Source organism: Streptomyces sp. NRRL F-5755 (assembly GCF_001279365.1).
In the GTDB taxonomy this organism is placed as follows: Bacteria; Actinomycetota; Actinomycetes; order Streptomycetales; family Streptomycetaceae; genus Streptomyces; species Streptomyces rimosus.
The window spans coordinates 1-17142 of sequence record NZ_LGCW01000054.1 but is presented as its reverse complement, the minus strand read 5'-3'; the positions used below and the strand labels follow the sequence as shown (position 1 = coordinate 17142).

Here is a 17142-nt window from a genome sequence, read left to right as displayed (position 1 = left end):
CCCCCCACCCACCCCGACAGTCGTGCCTATCCCGATAGCCGCGCCCCCCCGGGCAGTCGTGCCCCCGACAGTCGTGCCCCCCGGCAGTCGTCGCCCACCCCGACAGCCGGGCAGCCCTGCCCCGTTCCCTGGCGGTCGTGCTCACTTCCCTACTCGGTCGTGCTCCCCTCCCCACTCGTCAGATCGTGAAGCGCTCCCTCCACAGCTGGGCCAGTGCGGTGTCGCCCGTGATCGTCAGGTCGTCCAGCGGGCGGCGGTTCCACAGGGCCAGGTACAGGTCGGGGGCCGGGCCCTGGATCTCGCAGTCCGGTGTGGCGGTGGTCGACTCCTGGGCGTCCGCCGTGCGTTCCACCTGCGGCTGCGTGTCCGACAGGCGTATCGTCCAGGCCCCGGTGGCCTCGCCGGTGGCCCGTATGCGAAGCATGCGCGGCGTGTCCGTGCGCAGCGCTTCGGGCCTGCGCGCGACCATGCCCATCAGCAGTTCGTCGATGCCGTCCACGGCGAAGGCGGGCGCGGAGGGGGTGATGCCCGCGCCGAGCGCGGACTCGGCGTCGGCGCGGTGGACCGCCGTCTCGTGGGCCTGGCGCCGCGCCCAGAAATGCAGCGGGGACGGGGCGGGCAGGAAGGTCCAGCAGGACAGGTCCGCCGGGGCGGCGCGCAGCGTCGACACCAGCGTCCGGCAGCCGTCGCGCATCCACTCGGCGAGCGCCTCGTCGGGCGGCTGCGGGCCCTCGGGCGGGGTCACCCTCTCCTGGACGGCGTTCGCCACGTAATGCGTGGCCCAGCGGTGCACCCGGCCCGTGTGGACGAGCAGGTCGCGCACGCGCCACTCGGGACAGGTGGGGACCGGGGCGTCCGCCCCGGCCTTCTCGGCGGCGTCGGCGAGGAGTTGGCCGTCGTGCGCCAGAGTGTCGATGAAGTCAGTGGTCTCCATGCCGCTGAGTGTGCCAGCCGCCACTGACAACGGCCCCGCGCTGCGCCGGCCGGCCGCGCAGCCCCCGGTGGACCAGTCCGAGGAGCAGCGCGTTGACCAGCGCGGCGACGACCAGCGTCAGGACCAGGTACCACGACGGGGAGCCGGTTGCGCTCCACAGCGCGTCCCCGGCGAACCACAGCGGGAAGACCGTGGGCGCGGTGAGCAGCACCGCCCAGATGCCCGCGAAGGAGGCGTCCTGATGCTCGACGAAGACCAGGTCCACCAGGGCGAAGAGCACCGCCGCGACCACCAGGGCCAGATAGACCAGCGAAACCGGATTGCCGAACGTCAGCCGCGCGAGGCCGCGCAGCCGGGGTGTGGTGTTCATGCCGCCCCCAGGTGTCGGGGTGGCCGGACGGCGGTGGCGCGCGCCGCGCACGCCGGCGCCTTCCGGCCGGATGCCCTGGCCGAATCCATGACCAAGTAGCCCATTATGGTCCGCCGTCGGTCTCTTCCGGCAGGCCGGGTACCCGGCATCCGCGTATCGACTCCCGCGTACGGGGCGGTACGCGCCGTGCGGTAGCCGTACCCGGCCCCCGGCGGTACCCGCCGCCCCGCTCCCGGCCGTACGCGATGTCCGCCGCGCCCGCCGTGAGCGGCCCGGCCGCCCGCGTCCGGGCGCGCGGAAGGGCGGCCCGTGTTTTGTTCACTGCCGGTACAAAGCCAGAATGGGGGCGTGACCCACACTCGGACAACCAGGCTGGAGCGGGGCCGCGGCGCGCTCGGCCCCGCGCTGGAGCTCGTACACACCGGGCGCGCCCCCACCCGCGCCGTACTGACCTCGGAACTCGGCGTGACCCGGGCGACCGCGGGCGCGGTGGCGGCGGAGCTGGAAGCGCTCGGTCTGATCACCGTCGACTCCCGCCCGACCGCCTCGGCGGGGTCCCAGGGCCGCCCCTCGCACCGGCTGTTCCTCGACGAGAACGGCCCCGTCGTCTTCGCCGCGCAGATCCACGCCGACGGCTACCGCACCGCGCTGGTCGGCCTCGGCGGGCGGATCGTGGCCACCGAGAGCGGCTGCGACACCATCCCCGCCGACCCGGCCCACGTACTTGCCGAAGTCGTGGCGTCCGGGGCCGGGATGCTCGAACGGACCGGGCGGCGCTGCCTGGGCGCCGCGCTCGCCATCCCGTCCGCCGTCGCCGAACCCGACGGCGAGGCGCTCAATCCGCTGCACCTGGCCTGGCCCACGGGCGCCCCCGTCCGCCGCCTCTTCCGGCGCGCGCTCGCCGAGGCCGGTATCCCCGGGGTCACCGCGGGCATCGGCTTCACGGGCAACGATGTCAACCTCGTCGCCCTGGCCGAACACCGGCACGGCGCCGGCCGCGGCGCCCGCCACCTGCTGTGCGTCGCCTCCGGGCACCGGGGCGTCGGCGGCGCGCTGGTCCTGGACGGGCGGCTGCACAGCGGCAGTTCGGGCCTGGCCCTGGAGGTCGGCCACCTGACCGTCAACCCGGAGGGCGCGCCCTGCCACTGCGGCAGCCGCGGCTGCCTGGACGTCGAGGCGGACCCGCTCGCCTTTCTCGGCGCCGCGCGCCGCGCGCCGGGCCCCGAGGGCTCGCTGCTGCGCCAGGCCACCGACCTGCTGCGCGAGGAGTACCACGACCCGTCCGTACGGGCCGCCGCCGACCTGCTGATCGACCGGCTGGGCCTGGGGATCGCCGGGCTCGTCAACATCCTCAACCCGGACCGCATCATCCTCGGCGGCCTGCACCGCGCACTCCTGGAGGCCGACCCGGAGCGGCTGCGGGCCGTGGTCGCCGACCGCAGCCTGTGGGGGCGCAGCGGCGGCGTACCGATCCTGCCGTGCTCGCTCGACCACAACAGCCTGGTCGGCGCGGCGGAACTGGCCTGGCAGCCGGTGCTGGACGATCCGCTGGTGGTCCTGGAGGGGGAGGGAACGGAGGCCGGGAACGGCTGAGCGGCCGGTACCTCAGCCGCCCGACGGCCCCCCGCGCCACACCGGCACGGGCCGCCGGCCGACGGCGGTTTCGAAGGCCGCGCGCGCCAGCAGCCGCGTCGAGTCCAGCGTCGGCAGCGGCGCCACCTCCGGGGTCACCAGCAGCGGAATCTCCGTACAGACGAGGGCGACCGCGTCGCAGCCGCGCGCCGCCAGCCGCTCGATGACGCGGACGTACTCCTCTCGCGCGGCCGCGGAGAACACGCCGTTCACCAGCTCGGCGAAGATGATCTCGTGGACGGTGCGGCGGTCCCGCTCGTCCGGAACGTCGGCCGTGATACCCCGGGCGCCCAGCGCGTCCCGGTAGAGCGGCCCTTCCATCGTGTACGCGGTCCCCAGCACGCCGACGCGCCGGTACCCCTCTTGGGCGGCGCGTTCGGCAACCACCTCGGCGATGTGCAGGCCCGGCAGCGGGAGTTCCGCGCCGGGCAGCCCGAGCGCCATATGGGCGGTGTTGTCGGGGCAGACGAAGAAGTCGGCGCCCGCGCGGGCGAGCCGGGCCGCGCTCTCCAGGAGGATCCCGCGGACCGCGTGGTGATCACCGGCCTCCCAGGCGGGCAGGGAGCGGGCCATGCTGATGCAGTCCAGCGTCACGTCCGGGTGTTCGTACGGGCCCAGTTCGGCGAAGCCCTCCTGGCAGAACGCCCGGAAGCACAGGGCGGCGCCTTCGGTGCTGTGCGCGAGGATGCCGAGGTGCCGCACGGTGCCTCCAGGGGCCGGTGGGGGTGCCTGTCGGCCCGAGGCCGGTGGGTGTGCCCGCCGCCATTGTCACTCCGTCCGCGGCGCCGGGACACTCCCCGTCCGTACGCTCATTCCCATGCCACCGCGAACGCGCGGGCCGGGTTCGTCGTGAAGATCCGCCGCACCAGTGCCTCGCCCAGGGCGAGTTCGAGCCGTGGACGCAATCGGCGCAGCAGGTGGGGCATACCGGGGCCGCCGTTCACCGAGCGGGCCGCCGCGGTCGTCGTGTCGCCGCCGATCAGCAGCCGGTCCCCGTACCCGGCGTCCGCCAGCGAGGCCAGGGCGTCCGGGAGTCGCCAGTCCGTGGCGTGGTTGGCGCGCGAGGGCCCGTCGAAGGCCAGGTAGGCCCCGGCCGCGGCGGCCTGCCGGTGGACGACGAGGTCGGGCGAGCGGTTGAGGTGGCCCAGAATGACGCGCTCCGGCGGCACCGCCAACTGCCCGCACAGCAGGTCGAGTACGTCCAACGCGCCGGTACCCAGCTCCAAGTGGACGCCGATGGGGGCGCCGGTGGCGTGGTGGGCCTCGGCCGCGGCGGCCATGGTGTGGCGGGCGTGCGCGTCCAGGCCGTGGAAGCCGCCGGCGACCTTGATCATTCCGGCCCGGACGGCAGCGCCGTCGGCAGTTTCCGGGCCGTCACCCCGGGTGCCGCCCGGACCCCCACCCCACCTGCCGATCCCCACCGTCAGCTCCGTCACGAACAGTTCGGCGAGATCGCCCGGATCAGCGGCACCGGCCGCCGTCCCCCGCACCCGCTCCAGCACCTCGGGCGCGTAATGCACCGCCTGGTGCATCCCGGTCGCGGCGACGATCCGTACGCCCGACTCCGCGGCCAGCCCCGGCAGTTCCGCGGCGCACCGTCCCATTCCGTACGGCGTCCACTGGATCACCGTGCCGCCGCCCGCCTCCCGGAAGGCGCGCAGCTCGGCCGCCGCCGCGCCGGTGTCGGCGAGTTCCTGGCCGGGGAGCATCGGGCTGCGCAGGAAGAGGTGGTCATGGGCGTCGCAGATGCCGAGGCCGGCGGGGGAGACGTCGCCGGAGACGGTACGGACGGTGGGTCCCGGGCGGGCGCCGGCGTTCTCCGGCAGCCCGGTCACCACTGGGTACCCGCCGGAAGCCGGCCGGCGCCGGGCGCGGACAGGTGGAGCACCTGGTAGCGCTCCCCGTCCGCCTCGGGGGCGGCGTCCTCCCACAGGGTGAAGCGCACCAGTTCCCAGTGCCGGGGGTCGATCCCCAGCGCTGTCGTGTGCACGCCGTCCGTACGGGCCAGCCGCCGCTGCTCGGTCACCGCTTCCTCGACGGCGGTGGCCGGATCCGTACCCTCGGCGAGCGTGTGCGTATGACGTACGAAGCAGCGGGGGACCGCCCCGGCCGACGGGCCGCGTTCGTGGTGGACGCCCATCCAGTGCTGCACGACCGGGCGCCCGAAGTCGCGGATCACGCCCCGGAATCCGTCACCGAGGAGGAAGCGGTGCATCGCCGGGGCGTCGGCCCAGAGGTAGAACGGCGCATATTGATTGACGGGCGAACCGTCGATCCCGCGTTCGCGGACGCCGTACGCCTTGATCCCGAGCCCGTCATAGGCGTCGAGGAGATGGCCACGGGTGCGTACCCGGTCACGGATGATGTCCATGTCATAGTCGGCGGGCAGGGTGACGGCGTACTGCAAGGCGTGCACGGGAGCTCCTGAAGGTGGGCAGGGAAGAGCGGGCTTCACTCGGGGCGGGCGTCGTCGACCAGGCAGCCCCACTCGGTGGTGGTGCCGTCGGCCGCCGCCTCGACCACGGCGAGGTGGGTCATGAACGTGCCGGGCGCGGCGCCGTGCCAGTGCCAGGTGCCCGCGGGGGTCCACACCGTGTCGCCGGCCCTGATCTCCTCGACCGGGCCGCCCCGGCGCTGCACCAGGCCGGTGCCCTCGGTGACGTACAGGACCTGCCCGTGCGGGTGGCGGTGCCAGGCGGTACGGGCGCCGGGCGCGAAGTGGACGCTGAACATGCGCAGCCGGGACGGCGCGGGCGGCGCCGCCAGCTCGTCCAGCCACACGGTGCCGGTGAAGTGCTCGGCCGGGCCCGGCCGGCTGTCCGGGCGGCTTCGGGTGATCTCCATGGGGGATGTCGTTCCGTTCTCGGTGAGCCGGCGGGCCGTCAGGCGCCGTGCGTCGTACGGGTGGTGCGCGCCGCGAGGAGGGCGAGCACGCCGTGTACGGCGGTGTCGAAGGGGGCGGGCGACTCCGCGGCGCGGGCCAGCACGTAGCCGCCCTGCACGGTGGCGACCACGGCCGCGGCCGTGCCCTCCGGGTCCATTTCCGCGTCGAACTCGCCCTGCTCCAGGCCCTCCCGGAGGATTCCGGCGATCCGGCCGCGCAGCCAGTCCAGCGTCTCGAACACCGGCTGCCGCAGCGCCGGGTCGGCGATGACGTCGGGGTCCATGGTCAGCCGGCCCACCGGGCAGCCGCGCAGCACGTCGCGCTCGCGCAGCAGGTAGGCCCGCACCCGGTCGTACGCGCGGCCCTCACCGGACAGGGCCGTCTCGGCGGTGGCCCGCATGGTCTCCGCGGTCCGGCGGATGGCGGCGAGCGCGAGGTCGGACTTGCCCGCGAAGTGGTGGTACATGCTGCCCTGGCCGACGCCCGCGCGCTGCAGGATCGCCTTCGGGCTGGTGCCGGTGAAACCGCGCTCCCACAGGAGCTCCCGGGTGCTCTCGATGAGCCGTTCGGAGGTGGTCATGGCCGTACTGTACATACCAGTAGTTACAGAGATCAACAGCGGCGGCCGGACGGCGGCCGGAGCCGCGCGTACTTCCCCGGTGGTACGCGCGGTGCCCTCGGCCGTACGACGCCCCGCGGCCCCCGGCGGAGCAGGCTCGACAGGGACGACACCGGACCGCGCCGGGCCCGTGCACACGACGGGTGCCGGACCCGCGGCATCTGCCGAGAAGGAGCTGACCTCATGTTCGACCTGGCGCACCCGTGGACCGGCGGCCCCGGCCCCTGGTTCCTGCTCTTCCCGCTGTTCTGGGCGGCCGTCGTGTTCGGCGTGATCATGCTGCTGCGGCGCACGGTGTGGCGCGGGCGCGGCCCCTGGCAGCGGTTCGGCGGCCCCCGGGGCGCCGCGCCGGGGCCGGCGGGCGGCGCGGACCCGTCGCCGATCGACCTGCTCGCCCGGCGCTTCGCGACGGGGGAGATCGACGAGGACGAGTACTGGCGCCGGCTCTCCGTCCTGGACGAGCGGTTCGGCGCCGGACGCAAGGGCAGCGCGATGTGAGCGCGGTGCCCCGGATGTCAGCCGCGCACCGCAGCGATGCGCGGCGGACCGGGCCGGTGACCGGACCCTTTCAAACGACCCCGGCGCCCCGTACCCGCGTACGGGTGTCCAGCGGTGCGCGCAGGGGCGGTTCGGCGGGGGAGTGTGCCGGTTCGCGCGGCAGCGCGCCGCGGGCGCACGACGAGCGCCCCGCCGCCGCACGGCGTACGGCTTCCTCGGGCGCGAGCGTGAGCGTGGGAAGCGTGAACCACACGACCTTGCCGCCGCCGTCGGGGCGCACCCCCCAACTCTCGCTGAGGGCCGCGATCAGCGACAGCCCGCGGCCCTCGGTGTCGAGGGCGCCGGCCGCCCGTACCCGGGGCAGCCGCGGATCCAGATCGCGTACCGAGACCGTCAACTGATCCAGGAGGACGAGCAGTTCGACGGTGCACTGCTTGCTGGGCACGGCGTGCTGGTGCACATTGGCCAGCAGCTCGGTCACCCCGAGCGCGGCCGGGTCTATCAAGGCGTCTAGACGCCAGTAGCGGAGCTGCGCCGATACGATGCGGCGCACCTGGCCGATCCGTGCCGGAAGGGCCTGTAGCTCCACCGTGCAGTGTCTGCTGGGCTGCCTGATCACGACCGCGACTCCCTGATGAGGTCGGGCGCCCTCGTACGACGGGGGCGAAGATCGGATCCAGCGATGCCGCCTTCCACCACAGTGTCACCGCTGGTGAACCCTCAGTGATACGAGTCCAGGGTCGTCCCACCAGTGCGCTCCCGCAACCGCACCGTCCCCCGAAAGACCCTGTCAGGCGCGCGCGGAGCGCGCCGCGCGTACGGCATCCAGGAAGCGGTCCGGGGTGCCCAGCGTCAGCGAGTAACGGTGCCCGTTCATCGTGGCGAGTGCCCGGTCGCGGGCCGCGAACAGCGGTTTGTGTGCCTGTACGGCCTGGACCGGCGCGCTGTCTATCTCGGTGCCGTAACTCGTGAGCAGGGCCAGCCTGCCGTCCTTGATCACTACCTGGCCCGCCCGGGTGAGCGACCGGAGCAGCCATCTCTCTATACGCACCCCGGTGGCGTTGAATTCGGGCTCCGCCATGGCGATCTCCTCCTTGGCACGACGGCGTGCGGTCCGCACCCGCACCCTCGGTGCGCAGTCTGCCTCCGTCGTGCCCTGCGCACCAGTACCCCTTGGCCAAAGCTCGCCGCCAGCTTTTCCCCAGGCTCTGCTTGGGGCTGCCCAAAGGGTTGTTTATGCAGGTGAGAAGCGTGTTGCGGGTGGTTATAGTCGGGACAGGCCCGGCGGTCAGCGCGGGCTCCGTACGACGTCGGGAGCACGCCGATGACCACCGCACAGTCACCAGCCGACCGCCCGGAGCGGGTGCACGGGAGCGGCTGCCCGATGCCGACCGTGGACATCGACCGCAGTGATCCGGACTACCGGTCCTGGCTCAAAGAAGCCGTCCGCAAGGTCCAGGCGGACGCCAACCGGACGGCGGACACCCATCTGCTGCGCTTCCCGCTGCCGGAGGAGTGGGGCATCGACCTGTACCTGAAGGACGAGTCGACCCATCCCACCGGCAGCCTCAAGCACCGGCTGGCCCGCTCGCTGTTCCTCTACGGCCTGTGCAACGGCTGGATCCGGCCCGGCAAGCCCGTCATCGAGTCCTCCAGCGGCTCCACCGCGGTCTCCGAGGCGTACTTCGCGAGCCTGATCGGTGTGCCCTTCATCGCGGTGATGCCCGCCACGACCAGCCGCGAGAAGACCCGGCTGATCGAGTTCCACGGCGGCCGCTGCCACCTCGTGGACGACCCCCGGACCGTCTACGCGGTCTCCGCACAGCTCGCCGCCGAGTCCGGCGGGCACTACATGGATCAGTTCACCTACGCCGAACGGGCGACGGACTGGCGCGGCAACAACAACATCGCCGAGTCGATCTACCAGCAGCTGCGGCTGGAGCGCTACCCGGAGCCCGCCTGGATCGTCGCCACGGCCGGCACCGGCGGCACCTCGGCGACCATCGCCCGCTATGTGCACTACATGCAGTACGACACCCGCATCTGCGTGCCCGACCCGGAGAACTCCTGCTTCTTCGACGGCTGGCGCACCGGCGACGCGAAGACGGACTGCGCCACCGCCTCGCGCATCGAGGGCATCGGGCGCCCGCGCATGGAGCCCAGCTTCGTGCCCGGCGCCATCGACCGGATGATGAAGGTCCCGGACGCGGCGAGCGTGGCGGCCGTACGGGCCCTGGAGCGGGCCATCGGGCGCAAGGCGGGCGGCTCGACGGGCACCGGCCTGTGGAGCGCGCTGAAGATCGTCGCGGAGATGGTCGCCGAGGGGCGCACCGGCTCGGTCGTCACGCTGCTCTGCGACCCCGGCGACCGCTACCTGGACAAGTACTACTCGGACAACTGGCTGGCCGACCAGGGCCTGGACATCGCGCCGTACGCGGCCACGATCGACCACTTCCTGGAGACCGGCGTCTGGCCCGGCTGAGGCGGCCCCGGGGCGGGGGCCCGGGGCGGCGGTGCCTCAGAGGTCCGTACCGTCGCCCGGCTCGCCCGCGACCACCAGCTCCGGCGGCAGCTCCGCGATCTCCTCGCGGGCCCGCGCCGGCAGCCCCCGGTCCGTCACCAGCACGTCCACGTCCTCCAGCGAGGCGAAGGAACTGAGCCCGACCGTGCCCCACTTGGTGTGGTCGGCCACCACCACGACACGGCGGGCGGAGCGCACGAAGTGGCGGTTGGTCTCCGCCTCGGCGAGGTTGGGCGTGGACAGCCCGGCCTCCACGGATATGCCGTGCACGCCCAGGAACAGCACGTCGAAGTGGAGCGAGCGGATCGCGGCGTCCGCGACCGGCCCCACCAGGGTGTCCGAGGGGGTGCGCACGCCGCCGGTCAGCACCACCGTCGCCGCGCCCGCCCGGGGCGCCGCGCCGCCGGCCGCCGCCCGCTGCGCGTTGTAGAACACATCGGCCACCCGTACCGAGTTGGTGACCACCGTCAGGTCCGGCACCTCCAGCAGCTGCTGGGCCAGCGCGAACGCGGTGGTGCCGCCCGCCAGGGCGATGGCGCCGCCGGGCGCGGCCATCCGGGCCGCCGCCTTGGCGATGTCCTCCTTGGCGCTCAGCTCCAGCCCCGACTTGGCCTCGAAGCCCGGCTCGTGGCTGCTCGGCTCGCTGACCGGCACCGCCCCGCCGTGCACCTTCTCGACCATGCCCTGCCGGGCGAGCGCGTCCAGGTCGCGCCGGACCGTCATGTCCGAGACGTTGAGCCTGCGGGTCAGCTCGTTCACGCGGACGCCCCCGCGCCGTCTGACCTCGTCGAGGATCAGAGCGCGACGCTGCTCCGCGAGGAGGTTCTGGTTGTCGCTCACCCCGGCCTGTCCCTTCCGCCCGGCTGCCGTTTCGCCCTCATCCTCGCACGCGGTTGCGGGGCATCAGCCCCGATGGGGTGGGGTGCGCGGCAGCGGAAGGGGGAAAGAGGCAGGCGCGAGGGACACCGGGGCCGCGGGTGCGGGGTCCGCGTACGCCCTTGAACTTGACATGACAGCCGCTTCGCCGCCGGGTACCGTGCAGGCGCCGGGCGGCACCGCACGGCATCGGGGGAAGGACCACGTGAACAGCGCAAGCGATACGGCTGCGGCCACCGGGGAGGGCCCGCACGAGCCGCCGCCGCGGCGGCAACCGGCCCTGGAACTCCTCGTACACGGCGTGGGCGGCACCACGCCCGAGAAGATGCTCGGCGACCCGCGCACCGTGCTGGTCACCGGCGACGACACCGCCGCGGTCCACCGCCGGGCCGTCGACGCCGACGCCGAACAGCGCCCCGACGACTACCGCGCCGAACCGGTCCGCGAGGCGTACTGCTGGTGCAACCTCACCTCCGGCAACGGGGCCCGCGCCCTGTGGCTCGTCCTGCTGCCCTTCATGGTCGCCAACCTCGCCCACTGGATGCGCCCCGCCGCACCCTCCCGGCACAAGGGCCACCGCCTGTACGACATCCTCGTACGCCTCCTCGCCCTCAGCCTGACCGTGCTGCTCGTCGCCGCCGCCTGCGAAGTGGCGCTGGACCTGACGGCCTGGCAGTGCGCGGGCAGCGCCGCCTGTTCGGCGGGCAAGTCCTGGATGGGCTTCCTCAGCCCCGGACAGGGCGGCGCCTGGAGCGGACCGGGCCGCCGCATCGTGATCGCCGCCCTCTTCCCGCTGCTGCTCGTCGGCTTCCTGTGGTGGCTCTCCCGCCGTACGTGGAGCGCGTACGAATCCGCCTCGCCGCCGCCGCGCCGCCCCGGCACCTCCCGCGACGTACCGCCCGCCCAGCGCCCCGCGCTGACCCGCCCCGGATTCTGGTACGGCCGCCGGGTGGTGGCCCGGCTGCGCGCCGCGCACACCGCGGCCGGACTGCTGACCATCGCCGCCGCCCTGCTGACGGCAGCCGTGGACCACGACCGGCGGGCGGGCGCCGGCGGCTTCCTGCCCGCCGCCGGGTGGGCCCTGCTCACCCTGGTGCTGCTGCTGGCCGCGGTGACCGTCTGCGTCGTGTGCCGCACCGCCCGCTCCGAGGCCGAACCGGACGAACACCGCGACCGCTTCCTCGTCAGGGCCCTGCCGTTCGCCGCGCTCGGCGCCCTCCTGCTGTCCGCCGTCCACACGGCCTGGGCGCGGCCCGGCTGGACCAGCGGCGACCGCCTGCCGGGCACCGGCGCCTTCGGCGGCATCGCCGTCCTCCAGGGCCTGCTGGTCCTCGGCCTGCTCGGCACCGCGGCCCTCCTCCAGGCCGCCGCCCGCCGCCACGGACACGGCGACGGCCGCGCGGCGCTGAAGGGCCTGCACGGCGCGGCCGTCGCGCTGCTGGGGTGCGCGCTGGGCGGCGTGCTCACCGGGGGAGCGGCGCAGCGGCTGGCGGACTGGCTGGACGGCGGCTCGACCCCCGGCCGCCCGGGCGCCCCGATCGCGGGCCCGCCCGTCCTGCTGTCCTGGCAGGCGTCGGTGCTGCCGGTTCTGCTGGTGGTCGTCGCGGCCTTCGCGCTGCTGGCCGGGGTGCAGATCCTGCTCGTACGCCGCAAGGTCGAGCCGGACATCCCCGGGCTGTACGACAAGCAGGAGCGGCCCGACGAGCAGCGGGCGCGCCGCATCGCGGGCACCATCGCGCGGGCCGGGCTCACCGACTCCGCGCCCGTCCTGGTCGGCGCCGTCTGCGTGGTGACGCTGGTGCTGGGCGCCGGCGCGGTGGCCGGCGCCTGGCTCACCGACCGCGCGCCCGGCCGGGCCACCGAAGGCACGCCGGTGCTCGTCCACACGGCCGCCGCGACCGCCGAATCGCTCGGCTCCTGGCTGATGGGCGCCGGGGTGCTGCTGCTCGCCATCATGGGCTGGCGCGCCTACCGCGACCGCTCCACCCGCCGCACCATCGGCATCCTGTGGGACGTCGGCACCTTCTGGCCGCGCGCCGCGCACCCCTTCGCCCCGCCCTGCTACGCCGAGCGCGCCGTCCCCGACCTGACGTGGCGGATGGCCACCTGGACCGAGAACAACGACGGCCGTCTGGTCATCTCCGGCCACTCCCAGGGCAGCGTGCTGGCCGCGGCGGCCGTCTGGCAGCTCGACCTGGTCACCCGCAGCCGGGTCGCGCTGCTCACCTACGGATCACCGCTGGAGCGCCTGTACGGACGGTGGTTCCCGGCCTGCTTCGGCCCCGAGGCGCTCACCGGGCTGCACCGGGAGATGGACGACTGGCGCAATCTGTGGCGGCTGACCGACCCCATCGGCGGCCCCATCCGGCTCACCTGCGAGGGCGGGCCCGCCATCGACCTCGGCCCGATGCGCGACCCGCTCGCCTTCGGGCGGACCCTGCAACATCCGCTGCCCGCCCAGATCCTGGGCCACGGCGACTACCAGTCCGACCCGGTGTTCGAGGAGACCCGCGCCGAACTGATCGCCCGGCTCGGGTCCGGGCTGCCGCGCCAGCGCGGCGAACCAGGGGCCACCGCGCTCTGCTGACGTACCGTCACGGCAGGTCGGGCAGGTCCTCCGCATACAGCAGCGTCAGATCGTCGGTGTCCGGGTCGGTCAGCAGGGCGACCCGGCCCGCGTGCCGCTCGACCATCGCCTCGAACGTCTGCCGGGCGGTCCGGCCGTTGCCGAACGACGGCCCCTTGGGCAGCGCGGTGAAGTACTTGAGCAGGGCCTCGCCCGCCCCCTCGGCCAGCCGGTACTCATGCTCCTCGCCCTGCTGCTCGACGATGCGCAGCAGGTCCTCCGGCACATAGTCGGCGAAGGTGATGGTGCGGGAGAAGCGCGAGGCCACCCCCGGGTTGACGGCCAGGAAGCGCTCCATCTCGGCCGTGTACCCGGCCACGATCACCACCACCGCCTCCCGGTGGTCCTCCATCAGCTTCACCAGCGTGTCGATCGCCTCGCGCCCGAAGTCCCGCCCGGAGTCCTCCGGCGAGAGCGCGTACGCCTCGTCGATGAACAGCACACCGCCGCGCGCCCGGTCGAACGCCTCCTGCGTACGGATCGCCGTGGAGCCGATGTGCTCGCCGACCAGGTCCACCCGGGACACCTCGACCAGGTGCCCGCGCTCCAGCACGTCCAGCGAGGCCAGGATCTCGCCGTAGAGCCGGGCGACCGTGGTCTTGCCGGTGCCGGGGGAGCCGGTGAAGACCAGGTGGCGGCGGACCGAGGCGGCCTTGAGGCCGGCCTCCTGACGCCGCCGCCCCACCTCGATCATGTTGATCAGGCTGCGCACCTCGCGCTTGACGCTCTCCAGGCCGACCAGCCGGTCCAGTTCGCCGAGCACCTCGTCGGAGGGCCGGTGCCCGGCGTCGGGCGCCGCGGGCTCGGCGGCGGGCGGCGCGGCCTGCGCGCTCCGCGCCGGTACGTCCCCCAGCAGCCCCGCCGTCCGCGTCTCCGGCACGGCCGCCGGCGCCCGCACCGCAGGGGCCGGGACCAGCGGCTCGCCCACCGCGCGGCTCTCGTCGCTGGTGCAGTCCCGCACGGTGGGCCCGCCCGCGTGCCCCGCGCCGCCGTCCGCGAACTCGTACCCGCCGCGCGCGCACCGCTCCGTACGGCAGCGCGTCAGCGTCGCACGGCACCCGTCGATGATGTGGAACCCGTACCCGGAACTGCCCGTCACCCGGCAGGAGTCGAACGTGCCGCGGCCCTCGGCGGAGACGTAGAAGCCCGCCTCGACCGGCGAGGCGACCGTGCAGCGCTCGACGGTGGGATCGGCGCCCTTGGTCACGATCACGCCGGTCTGCGCCGCGTCGATGGTGCAGTTGGCGAGCGTGCCGCCGCTGCCGTGGTCGCGGAACCAGGCGCCGGTCGCCGCCTCCCGGATGCGGCAGTCGTCGAGCTGCACGGTCGCCCCGTCGCTCACCGACACCGCCGTGTTGCGCACCTGCGACAGGTCGGAGTCCACCACGTCCGCGCGCGAGCCCCGGTCCAGCACGAACAGCGCGTCCGGCACGTCGTGCACCCGCGTCGCGTCCAGCACGGCGGTCGCGCCGTCACTGACCCACACCGCCGGGTAGTCGCCCGTACTGTCGTGGATCTCGCACTGGTTGGCGTCCACCCGGGTGCCCGGGTCCCACACCGACAGCCCGTTGCGGCCGAAGCGGCGCACCGTGCTGCGGGTCAGCGTGAGCACCGAACGGGACCGCAGGTCCACGGCGTTCTCCGGGATGTCGTGGATGTCGCAGTCGGCGAGCGTGAGCACCGCGTCGGTGTCCAGGGTGATCCCGTCGGCCGAGGTCCGGTGCACCGTGCAGTCGGTGAGCTGGCCGCTCGCCCGCGCGGCCACCTGCACGCCCGCGCCCTTGATCTCGTACAGCTCGCAGCCGACCGCCTCGACGCCGCTGCCTTCGTCGTTGACCGACAGGCCCGCGCCCGAGGCGTGCCGCACCCGGCAGTTCTCCAGCCGTGGGTGGGCGCCGCCGCGCACCGCGATGCCGGACTGGCCGGCGGCCACCACCTCGCATTCCTCGAAGATGCCGCCCGCGCCGTCCAGCACGCTGATGCCCACGCCGCCCGGGTTGTCCACCGAACAGCGGCGCACGGTCGGGCGCGCGCCCCCGCGCACCTCGATGCCGGAGGCCGAGCGCGTCACCACCCGCAGCCCGTCCAGCTCCGGCGCCCCGTCCTCCACCAGCACCGCGGGCACCGTGGAGTCCTGCCCCTCCACCTGGATGTCCTGGACCGTCGCGGAGGCCCGTACGGTCAGCGCGACGCCGTCGGCGGGCGCGATCCGCACCGAGCCGCGCGCGCCGTCCGGTCCCCGCAGCGTCACCGCGCGCGCCAGCACCAGGTTCTCGCGGTACGTGCCGGCGCCCACGGTCAGCACGTCACCGTCCCCGGCGGCGTCCAGGGCCGCGGCCAGCGAGCTGTACTCGCCCGTGCGGCGCCGCCACCGCGATGTGCCCGTGTGCGTCACCTGGACCGAGCCCTGTGCCATGGCGCTGTCGTGCCCCCACCTCGTGCGGCTGTTACCGGCCCGGCAGTTGTACGTCCGCGTATGTCCGCGTTCGTATGCCCGGGACCCCAGCCGGGAGGCTGGACGCTCCACCGTAGCGCGCCCGGCGGGCGCCGGATGACATGGTCAGCCTGTATGTCCGGCAGCCCCCGGACGGGTGTCCGGCGGCCCGTTCCGGTGCCCGCCGCGGCCGTTCAGCTGCCCGCTCCGGCCCGTCCCCAGTCCTGGTCCGCGCGCTCCCACTCCCGCTCCCAGCGCCGGTAGCGGCAGGTCAGCAGCCGTCGTACGGCCAGCCGCCGGCCGCCCTCGACCGCGCCCGCCGCGACGCCCGCGGCGGCGAGCCCGGCGAGCACCGCGTGCGCCCCGGCCGTCCCGGCGTCCATCGGCCGCGGCACGACCCGGCCCCGGTCGTCGGTCCAGATACGGAACCGCTCGCCGGTGCGCACGGCGTGCGGCGCGGCGACCTGGCCGCTGTGCCCGTTGCCGTCCCGCCCGGTCCAGTGGGCCTCCACCCTGCGGTGCGCGTTGCGGCCGGAGGACGTCTCGGAGTCCGGGTCGAGGGAGGCGTGGGGGAGGGCCCGGTCCGCCGCCGCCCAGACCCGGTGCCGCTCCTGCGCCTGCGTCCGTACGGACCTGAGCAGCGCGTCCTTCGCGACGCCGCCCACGGCCAGGCCGGCGAGGACGCCGCCCGGCACCATCAGCGCGACGGCGGCCAGCGCCACCCACGCCTCCAGCAGATCCGTCGTCCGGCGCAGCGGATTGCGCCGCCAGCGCCACAGCCCGGCGATGACACGTACCACTTCGTACCCCCTCTCCCTGTCCGCAGGTACCTCGTCAGGCCCACGTCATGCACGGAACGGGCGGCAGATCACCGGCGCGGCACGCACCGGGCCGCCGTGGGGAGGGGCGGGCCGCGTACGGTCACCGGCCCGTACGGCACTCCGTCACCTGCCGGGCGTGCGCCGTATCGCCGTGTGCGCGACCTTCAGGGACCCCGGGCGGCGGCCGACACTGTATCCCTGCCTGAGGGAGGCCCCGCGATGGATCACCGACAGGTCGGCCGGCTGATGAACACCGAGGTCGTCAAGGCCCGGTCCGGCACCTCGTTCCGGGAAGTCGTCAACCTGCTCGGCAGGCACCGCAAGACGGGGCTGCCGGTCGTCGACGCGGACGGCAAGGTGCTGGGCGTGATCTCCGAGACGGACCTGATGTTCCGCCAGGCCGCCCAGGACATCCTGCAGAACCGCTGGTACAACCGCCGCCGGCTGACCGGCAGCGCCCGCGCGGCCCGCGCGAGGAAGCGCGGCCTGCGCGCGGGCGAGCTGATGACCTCGCCACCGGTGACCATCGGGCCCCACCAGAGCGTCACCGAGGCGGCCCGGCTGATGGTGACCGGAAAGCTGGACCGGCTGCCCGTCGTCGACGCGGAGGGCCGGCTGTGCGGACTGGTGACCCGCACCGACCTGCTGAAGGTCTTCCTGCGCCCGGACGAGGAGATCCGCGAGGAACTGGTCACCGAGGTCCTCGTACGCACCCTCGCCCTCCGGCCCGGCGCGATCGGCGTCTCCGTGCGGGCGGGAGTGGTCACGCTGTCCGGACGGCTGACGCGCAGCAGCGAAGTGCCCCTGGCACTACGGCTGGCGGGCCGTATCGACGGAGTGGTCGCCGTGATCGACCAGCTGGAGTACGAGCACGACGACACGGCCGAGCAGCAGGGCGAGCAGACCGTGCGGGATCGGGCGCAGGAG

17 protein-coding genes are annotated in these 17142 nt (G+C 74.3%); 5 read left to right on the top strand and 12 right to left on the bottom strand.

Annotated elements, in window-relative coordinates:
* Nucleotides 1-178: 178 nt before the first annotated feature.
* On the bottom strand, nt 179-934 hold the full coding sequence (locus tag ADK86_RS08620; protein ID WP_053696065.1) for a maleylpyruvate isomerase family mycothiol-dependent enzyme: 756 nt from the start codon (nt 932-934) through the stop codon (nt 179-181).
* Nucleotides 921-1304 carry an SCO4225 family membrane protein gene (locus ADK86_RS08615; protein WP_030598541.1) on the bottom strand — a complete coding sequence of 128 codons (384 nt, stop codon included), beginning with the start codon at nt 1302-1304 and terminating at the stop codon, nt 921-923. Before ADK86_RS08615 ends, ADK86_RS08620 begins: the two co-directional genes overlap by 14 nt.
* A 348-nt stretch (nt 1305-1652) precedes the next feature.
* Here ADK86_RS08615 and ADK86_RS08610 point away from each other — a divergent pair, with 348 nt between their 5' ends.
* Nucleotides 1653-2897, top strand: coding sequence for an ROK family protein (locus tag ADK86_RS08610; protein WP_053696064.1), 1245 nt, complete (start codon nt 1653-1655; stop codon nt 2895-2897).
* A gap of 12 nt (nt 2898-2909) precedes the next feature.
* Here ADK86_RS08610 and ADK86_RS08605 read toward each other — a convergent pair whose 3' ends face one another.
* The 5 genes from ADK86_RS08605 to ADK86_RS08585 form a co-directional block, all read right to left on the bottom strand.
* Nucleotides 2910-3638, bottom strand: coding sequence for an aspartate/glutamate racemase family protein (locus tag ADK86_RS08605; protein ID WP_053696063.1), 729 nt, complete (start codon nt 3636-3638; stop codon nt 2910-2912).
* A 107-nt stretch (nt 3639-3745) separates the two neighbouring features.
* The gene (locus ADK86_RS08600; RefSeq protein ID WP_078951943.1) at nt 3746-4774 is read right to left on the bottom strand and encodes a phosphotriesterase; all 1029 of its coding nucleotides are present in this window, start codon (nt 4772-4774) and stop codon (nt 3746-3748) included.
* The gene (locus tag ADK86_RS08595) at nt 4768-5352 is read right to left on the bottom strand and encodes a DUF4865 family protein (RefSeq protein WP_053696062.1); all 585 of its coding nucleotides are present in this window, start codon (nt 5350-5352) and stop codon (nt 4768-4770) included. Before ADK86_RS08595 ends, ADK86_RS08600 begins: the two co-directional genes overlap by 7 nt.
* 35 nt (nt 5353-5387) lie before the next feature.
* Nucleotides 5388-5780 (bottom strand): (R)-mandelonitrile lyase, encoded by a 393-nt coding sequence (locus ADK86_RS08590; RefSeq protein WP_003984468.1) that lies wholly within the window; start codon nt 5778-5780, stop codon nt 5388-5390.
* Between the two features lie 38 nt (nt 5781-5818).
* Complete coding sequence (locus tag ADK86_RS08585; protein WP_078951944.1) at nt 5819-6400, bottom strand: TetR/AcrR family transcriptional regulator; 582 nt, start codon at nt 6398-6400, stop codon at nt 5819-5821.
* A gap of 222 nt (nt 6401-6622) precedes the next feature.
* On the opposite strand from ADK86_RS08585, the gene ADK86_RS08580 reads away from it, so the two are divergent.
* Nucleotides 6623-6937, top strand: a complete 315-nt coding sequence (locus ADK86_RS08580; RefSeq protein ID WP_053696060.1) for an SHOCT domain-containing protein — start codon at nt 6623-6625, stop codon at nt 6935-6937.
* 70 nt (nt 6938-7007) lie between these two features.
* Here the strand turns inward: ADK86_RS08580 and ADK86_RS08575 are convergent, their stop codons facing one another.
* Together ADK86_RS08575 and ADK86_RS08570 are read right to left on the bottom strand one after the other, a co-directional pair.
* Nucleotides 7008-7556 (bottom strand): ATP-binding protein, encoded by a 549-nt coding sequence (locus tag ADK86_RS08575; RefSeq protein WP_078951942.1) that lies wholly within the window; start codon nt 7554-7556, stop codon nt 7008-7010.
* Nucleotides 7557-7727: 171 nt separating this feature from the next.
* The gene (locus tag ADK86_RS08570; protein ID WP_053696059.1) at nt 7728-8018 is read right to left on the bottom strand and encodes a hypothetical protein; all 291 of its coding nucleotides are present in this window, start codon (nt 8016-8018) and stop codon (nt 7728-7730) included.
* 243 nt (nt 8019-8261) lie between these two features.
* Between ADK86_RS08570 and ADK86_RS08565 the strand changes: the two genes are divergently transcribed.
* On the top strand, nt 8262-9419 hold the full coding sequence (locus ADK86_RS08565) for a PLP-dependent cysteine synthase family protein (protein WP_078951941.1): 1158 nt from the start codon (nt 8262-8264) through the stop codon (nt 9417-9419).
* 36 nt (nt 9420-9455) lie between these two features.
* Here the strand turns inward: ADK86_RS08565 and ADK86_RS08560 are convergent, their stop codons facing one another.
* Nucleotides 9456-10298, bottom strand: a complete 843-nt coding sequence (locus ADK86_RS08560; RefSeq protein WP_030598519.1) for a DeoR/GlpR family DNA-binding transcription regulator — start codon at nt 10296-10298, stop codon at nt 9456-9458.
* Between the two features lie 241 nt (nt 10299-10539).
* Here ADK86_RS08560 and ADK86_RS08555 point away from each other — a divergent pair, with 241 nt between their 5' ends.
* Nucleotides 10540-12921 carry a hypothetical protein gene (locus ADK86_RS08555; RefSeq protein WP_199834373.1) on the top strand — a complete coding sequence of 794 codons (2382 nt, stop codon included), beginning with the start codon at nt 10540-10542 and terminating at the stop codon, nt 12919-12921.
* Nucleotides 12922-12928: 7 nt separating this feature from the next.
* Here ADK86_RS08555 and ADK86_RS08550 read toward each other — a convergent pair whose 3' ends face one another.
* Nucleotides 12929-15376 carry a right-handed parallel beta-helix repeat-containing protein gene (locus tag ADK86_RS08550; protein ID WP_053696057.1) on the bottom strand — a complete coding sequence of 816 codons (2448 nt, stop codon included), beginning with the start codon at nt 15374-15376 and terminating at the stop codon, nt 12929-12931.
* A 212-nt stretch (nt 15377-15588) separates the two neighbouring features.
* Nucleotides 15589-16194 (bottom strand): hypothetical protein, encoded by a 606-nt coding sequence (locus ADK86_RS08545; protein ID WP_234345773.1) that lies wholly within the window; start codon nt 16192-16194, stop codon nt 15589-15591.
* Between the two features lie 240 nt (nt 16195-16434).
* Between ADK86_RS08545 and ADK86_RS08540 the strand changes: the two genes are divergently transcribed.
* Nucleotides 16435-17142, top strand: a 708-nt coding sequence (locus ADK86_RS08540; RefSeq protein WP_053696056.1) for a CBS domain-containing protein, incomplete at its 3' end; no start/stop codon positions are given.

Coding starts and splice junctions, on each gene's coding strand:
- ADK86_RS08615 (WP_030598541.1), bottom strand. CDS start 1,304: ATGAACACCACACCCCGGCTGCGCGGCCTCGCGCGGCTGACGTTCGGC.
- ADK86_RS08580 (WP_053696060.1), top strand. CDS start 6,623: ATGTTCGACCTGGCGCACCCGTGGACCGGCGGCCCCGGCCCCTGGTTC.
- ADK86_RS08585 (WP_078951944.1), bottom strand. CDS start 6,400: ATGACCACCTCCGAACGGCTCATCGAGAGCACCCGGGAGCTCCTGTGG.
- ADK86_RS08620 (WP_053696065.1), bottom strand. CDS start 934: ATGGAGACCACTGACTTCATCGACACTCTGGCGCACGACGGCCAACTC.
- ADK86_RS08570 (WP_053696059.1), bottom strand. CDS start 8,018: ATGGCGGAGCCCGAATTCAACGCCACCGGGGTGCGTATAGAGAGATGG.
- ADK86_RS08565 (WP_078951941.1), top strand. CDS start 8,262: ATGACCACCGCACAGTCACCAGCCGACCGCCCGGAGCGGGTGCACGGG.
- ADK86_RS08550 (WP_053696057.1), bottom strand. CDS start 15,376: ATGGCACAGGGCTCGGTCCAGGTGACGCACACGGGCACATCGCGGTGG.
- ADK86_RS08590 (WP_003984468.1), bottom strand. CDS start 5,780: ATGGAGATCACCCGAAGCCGCCCGGACAGCCGGCCGGGCCCGGCCGAG.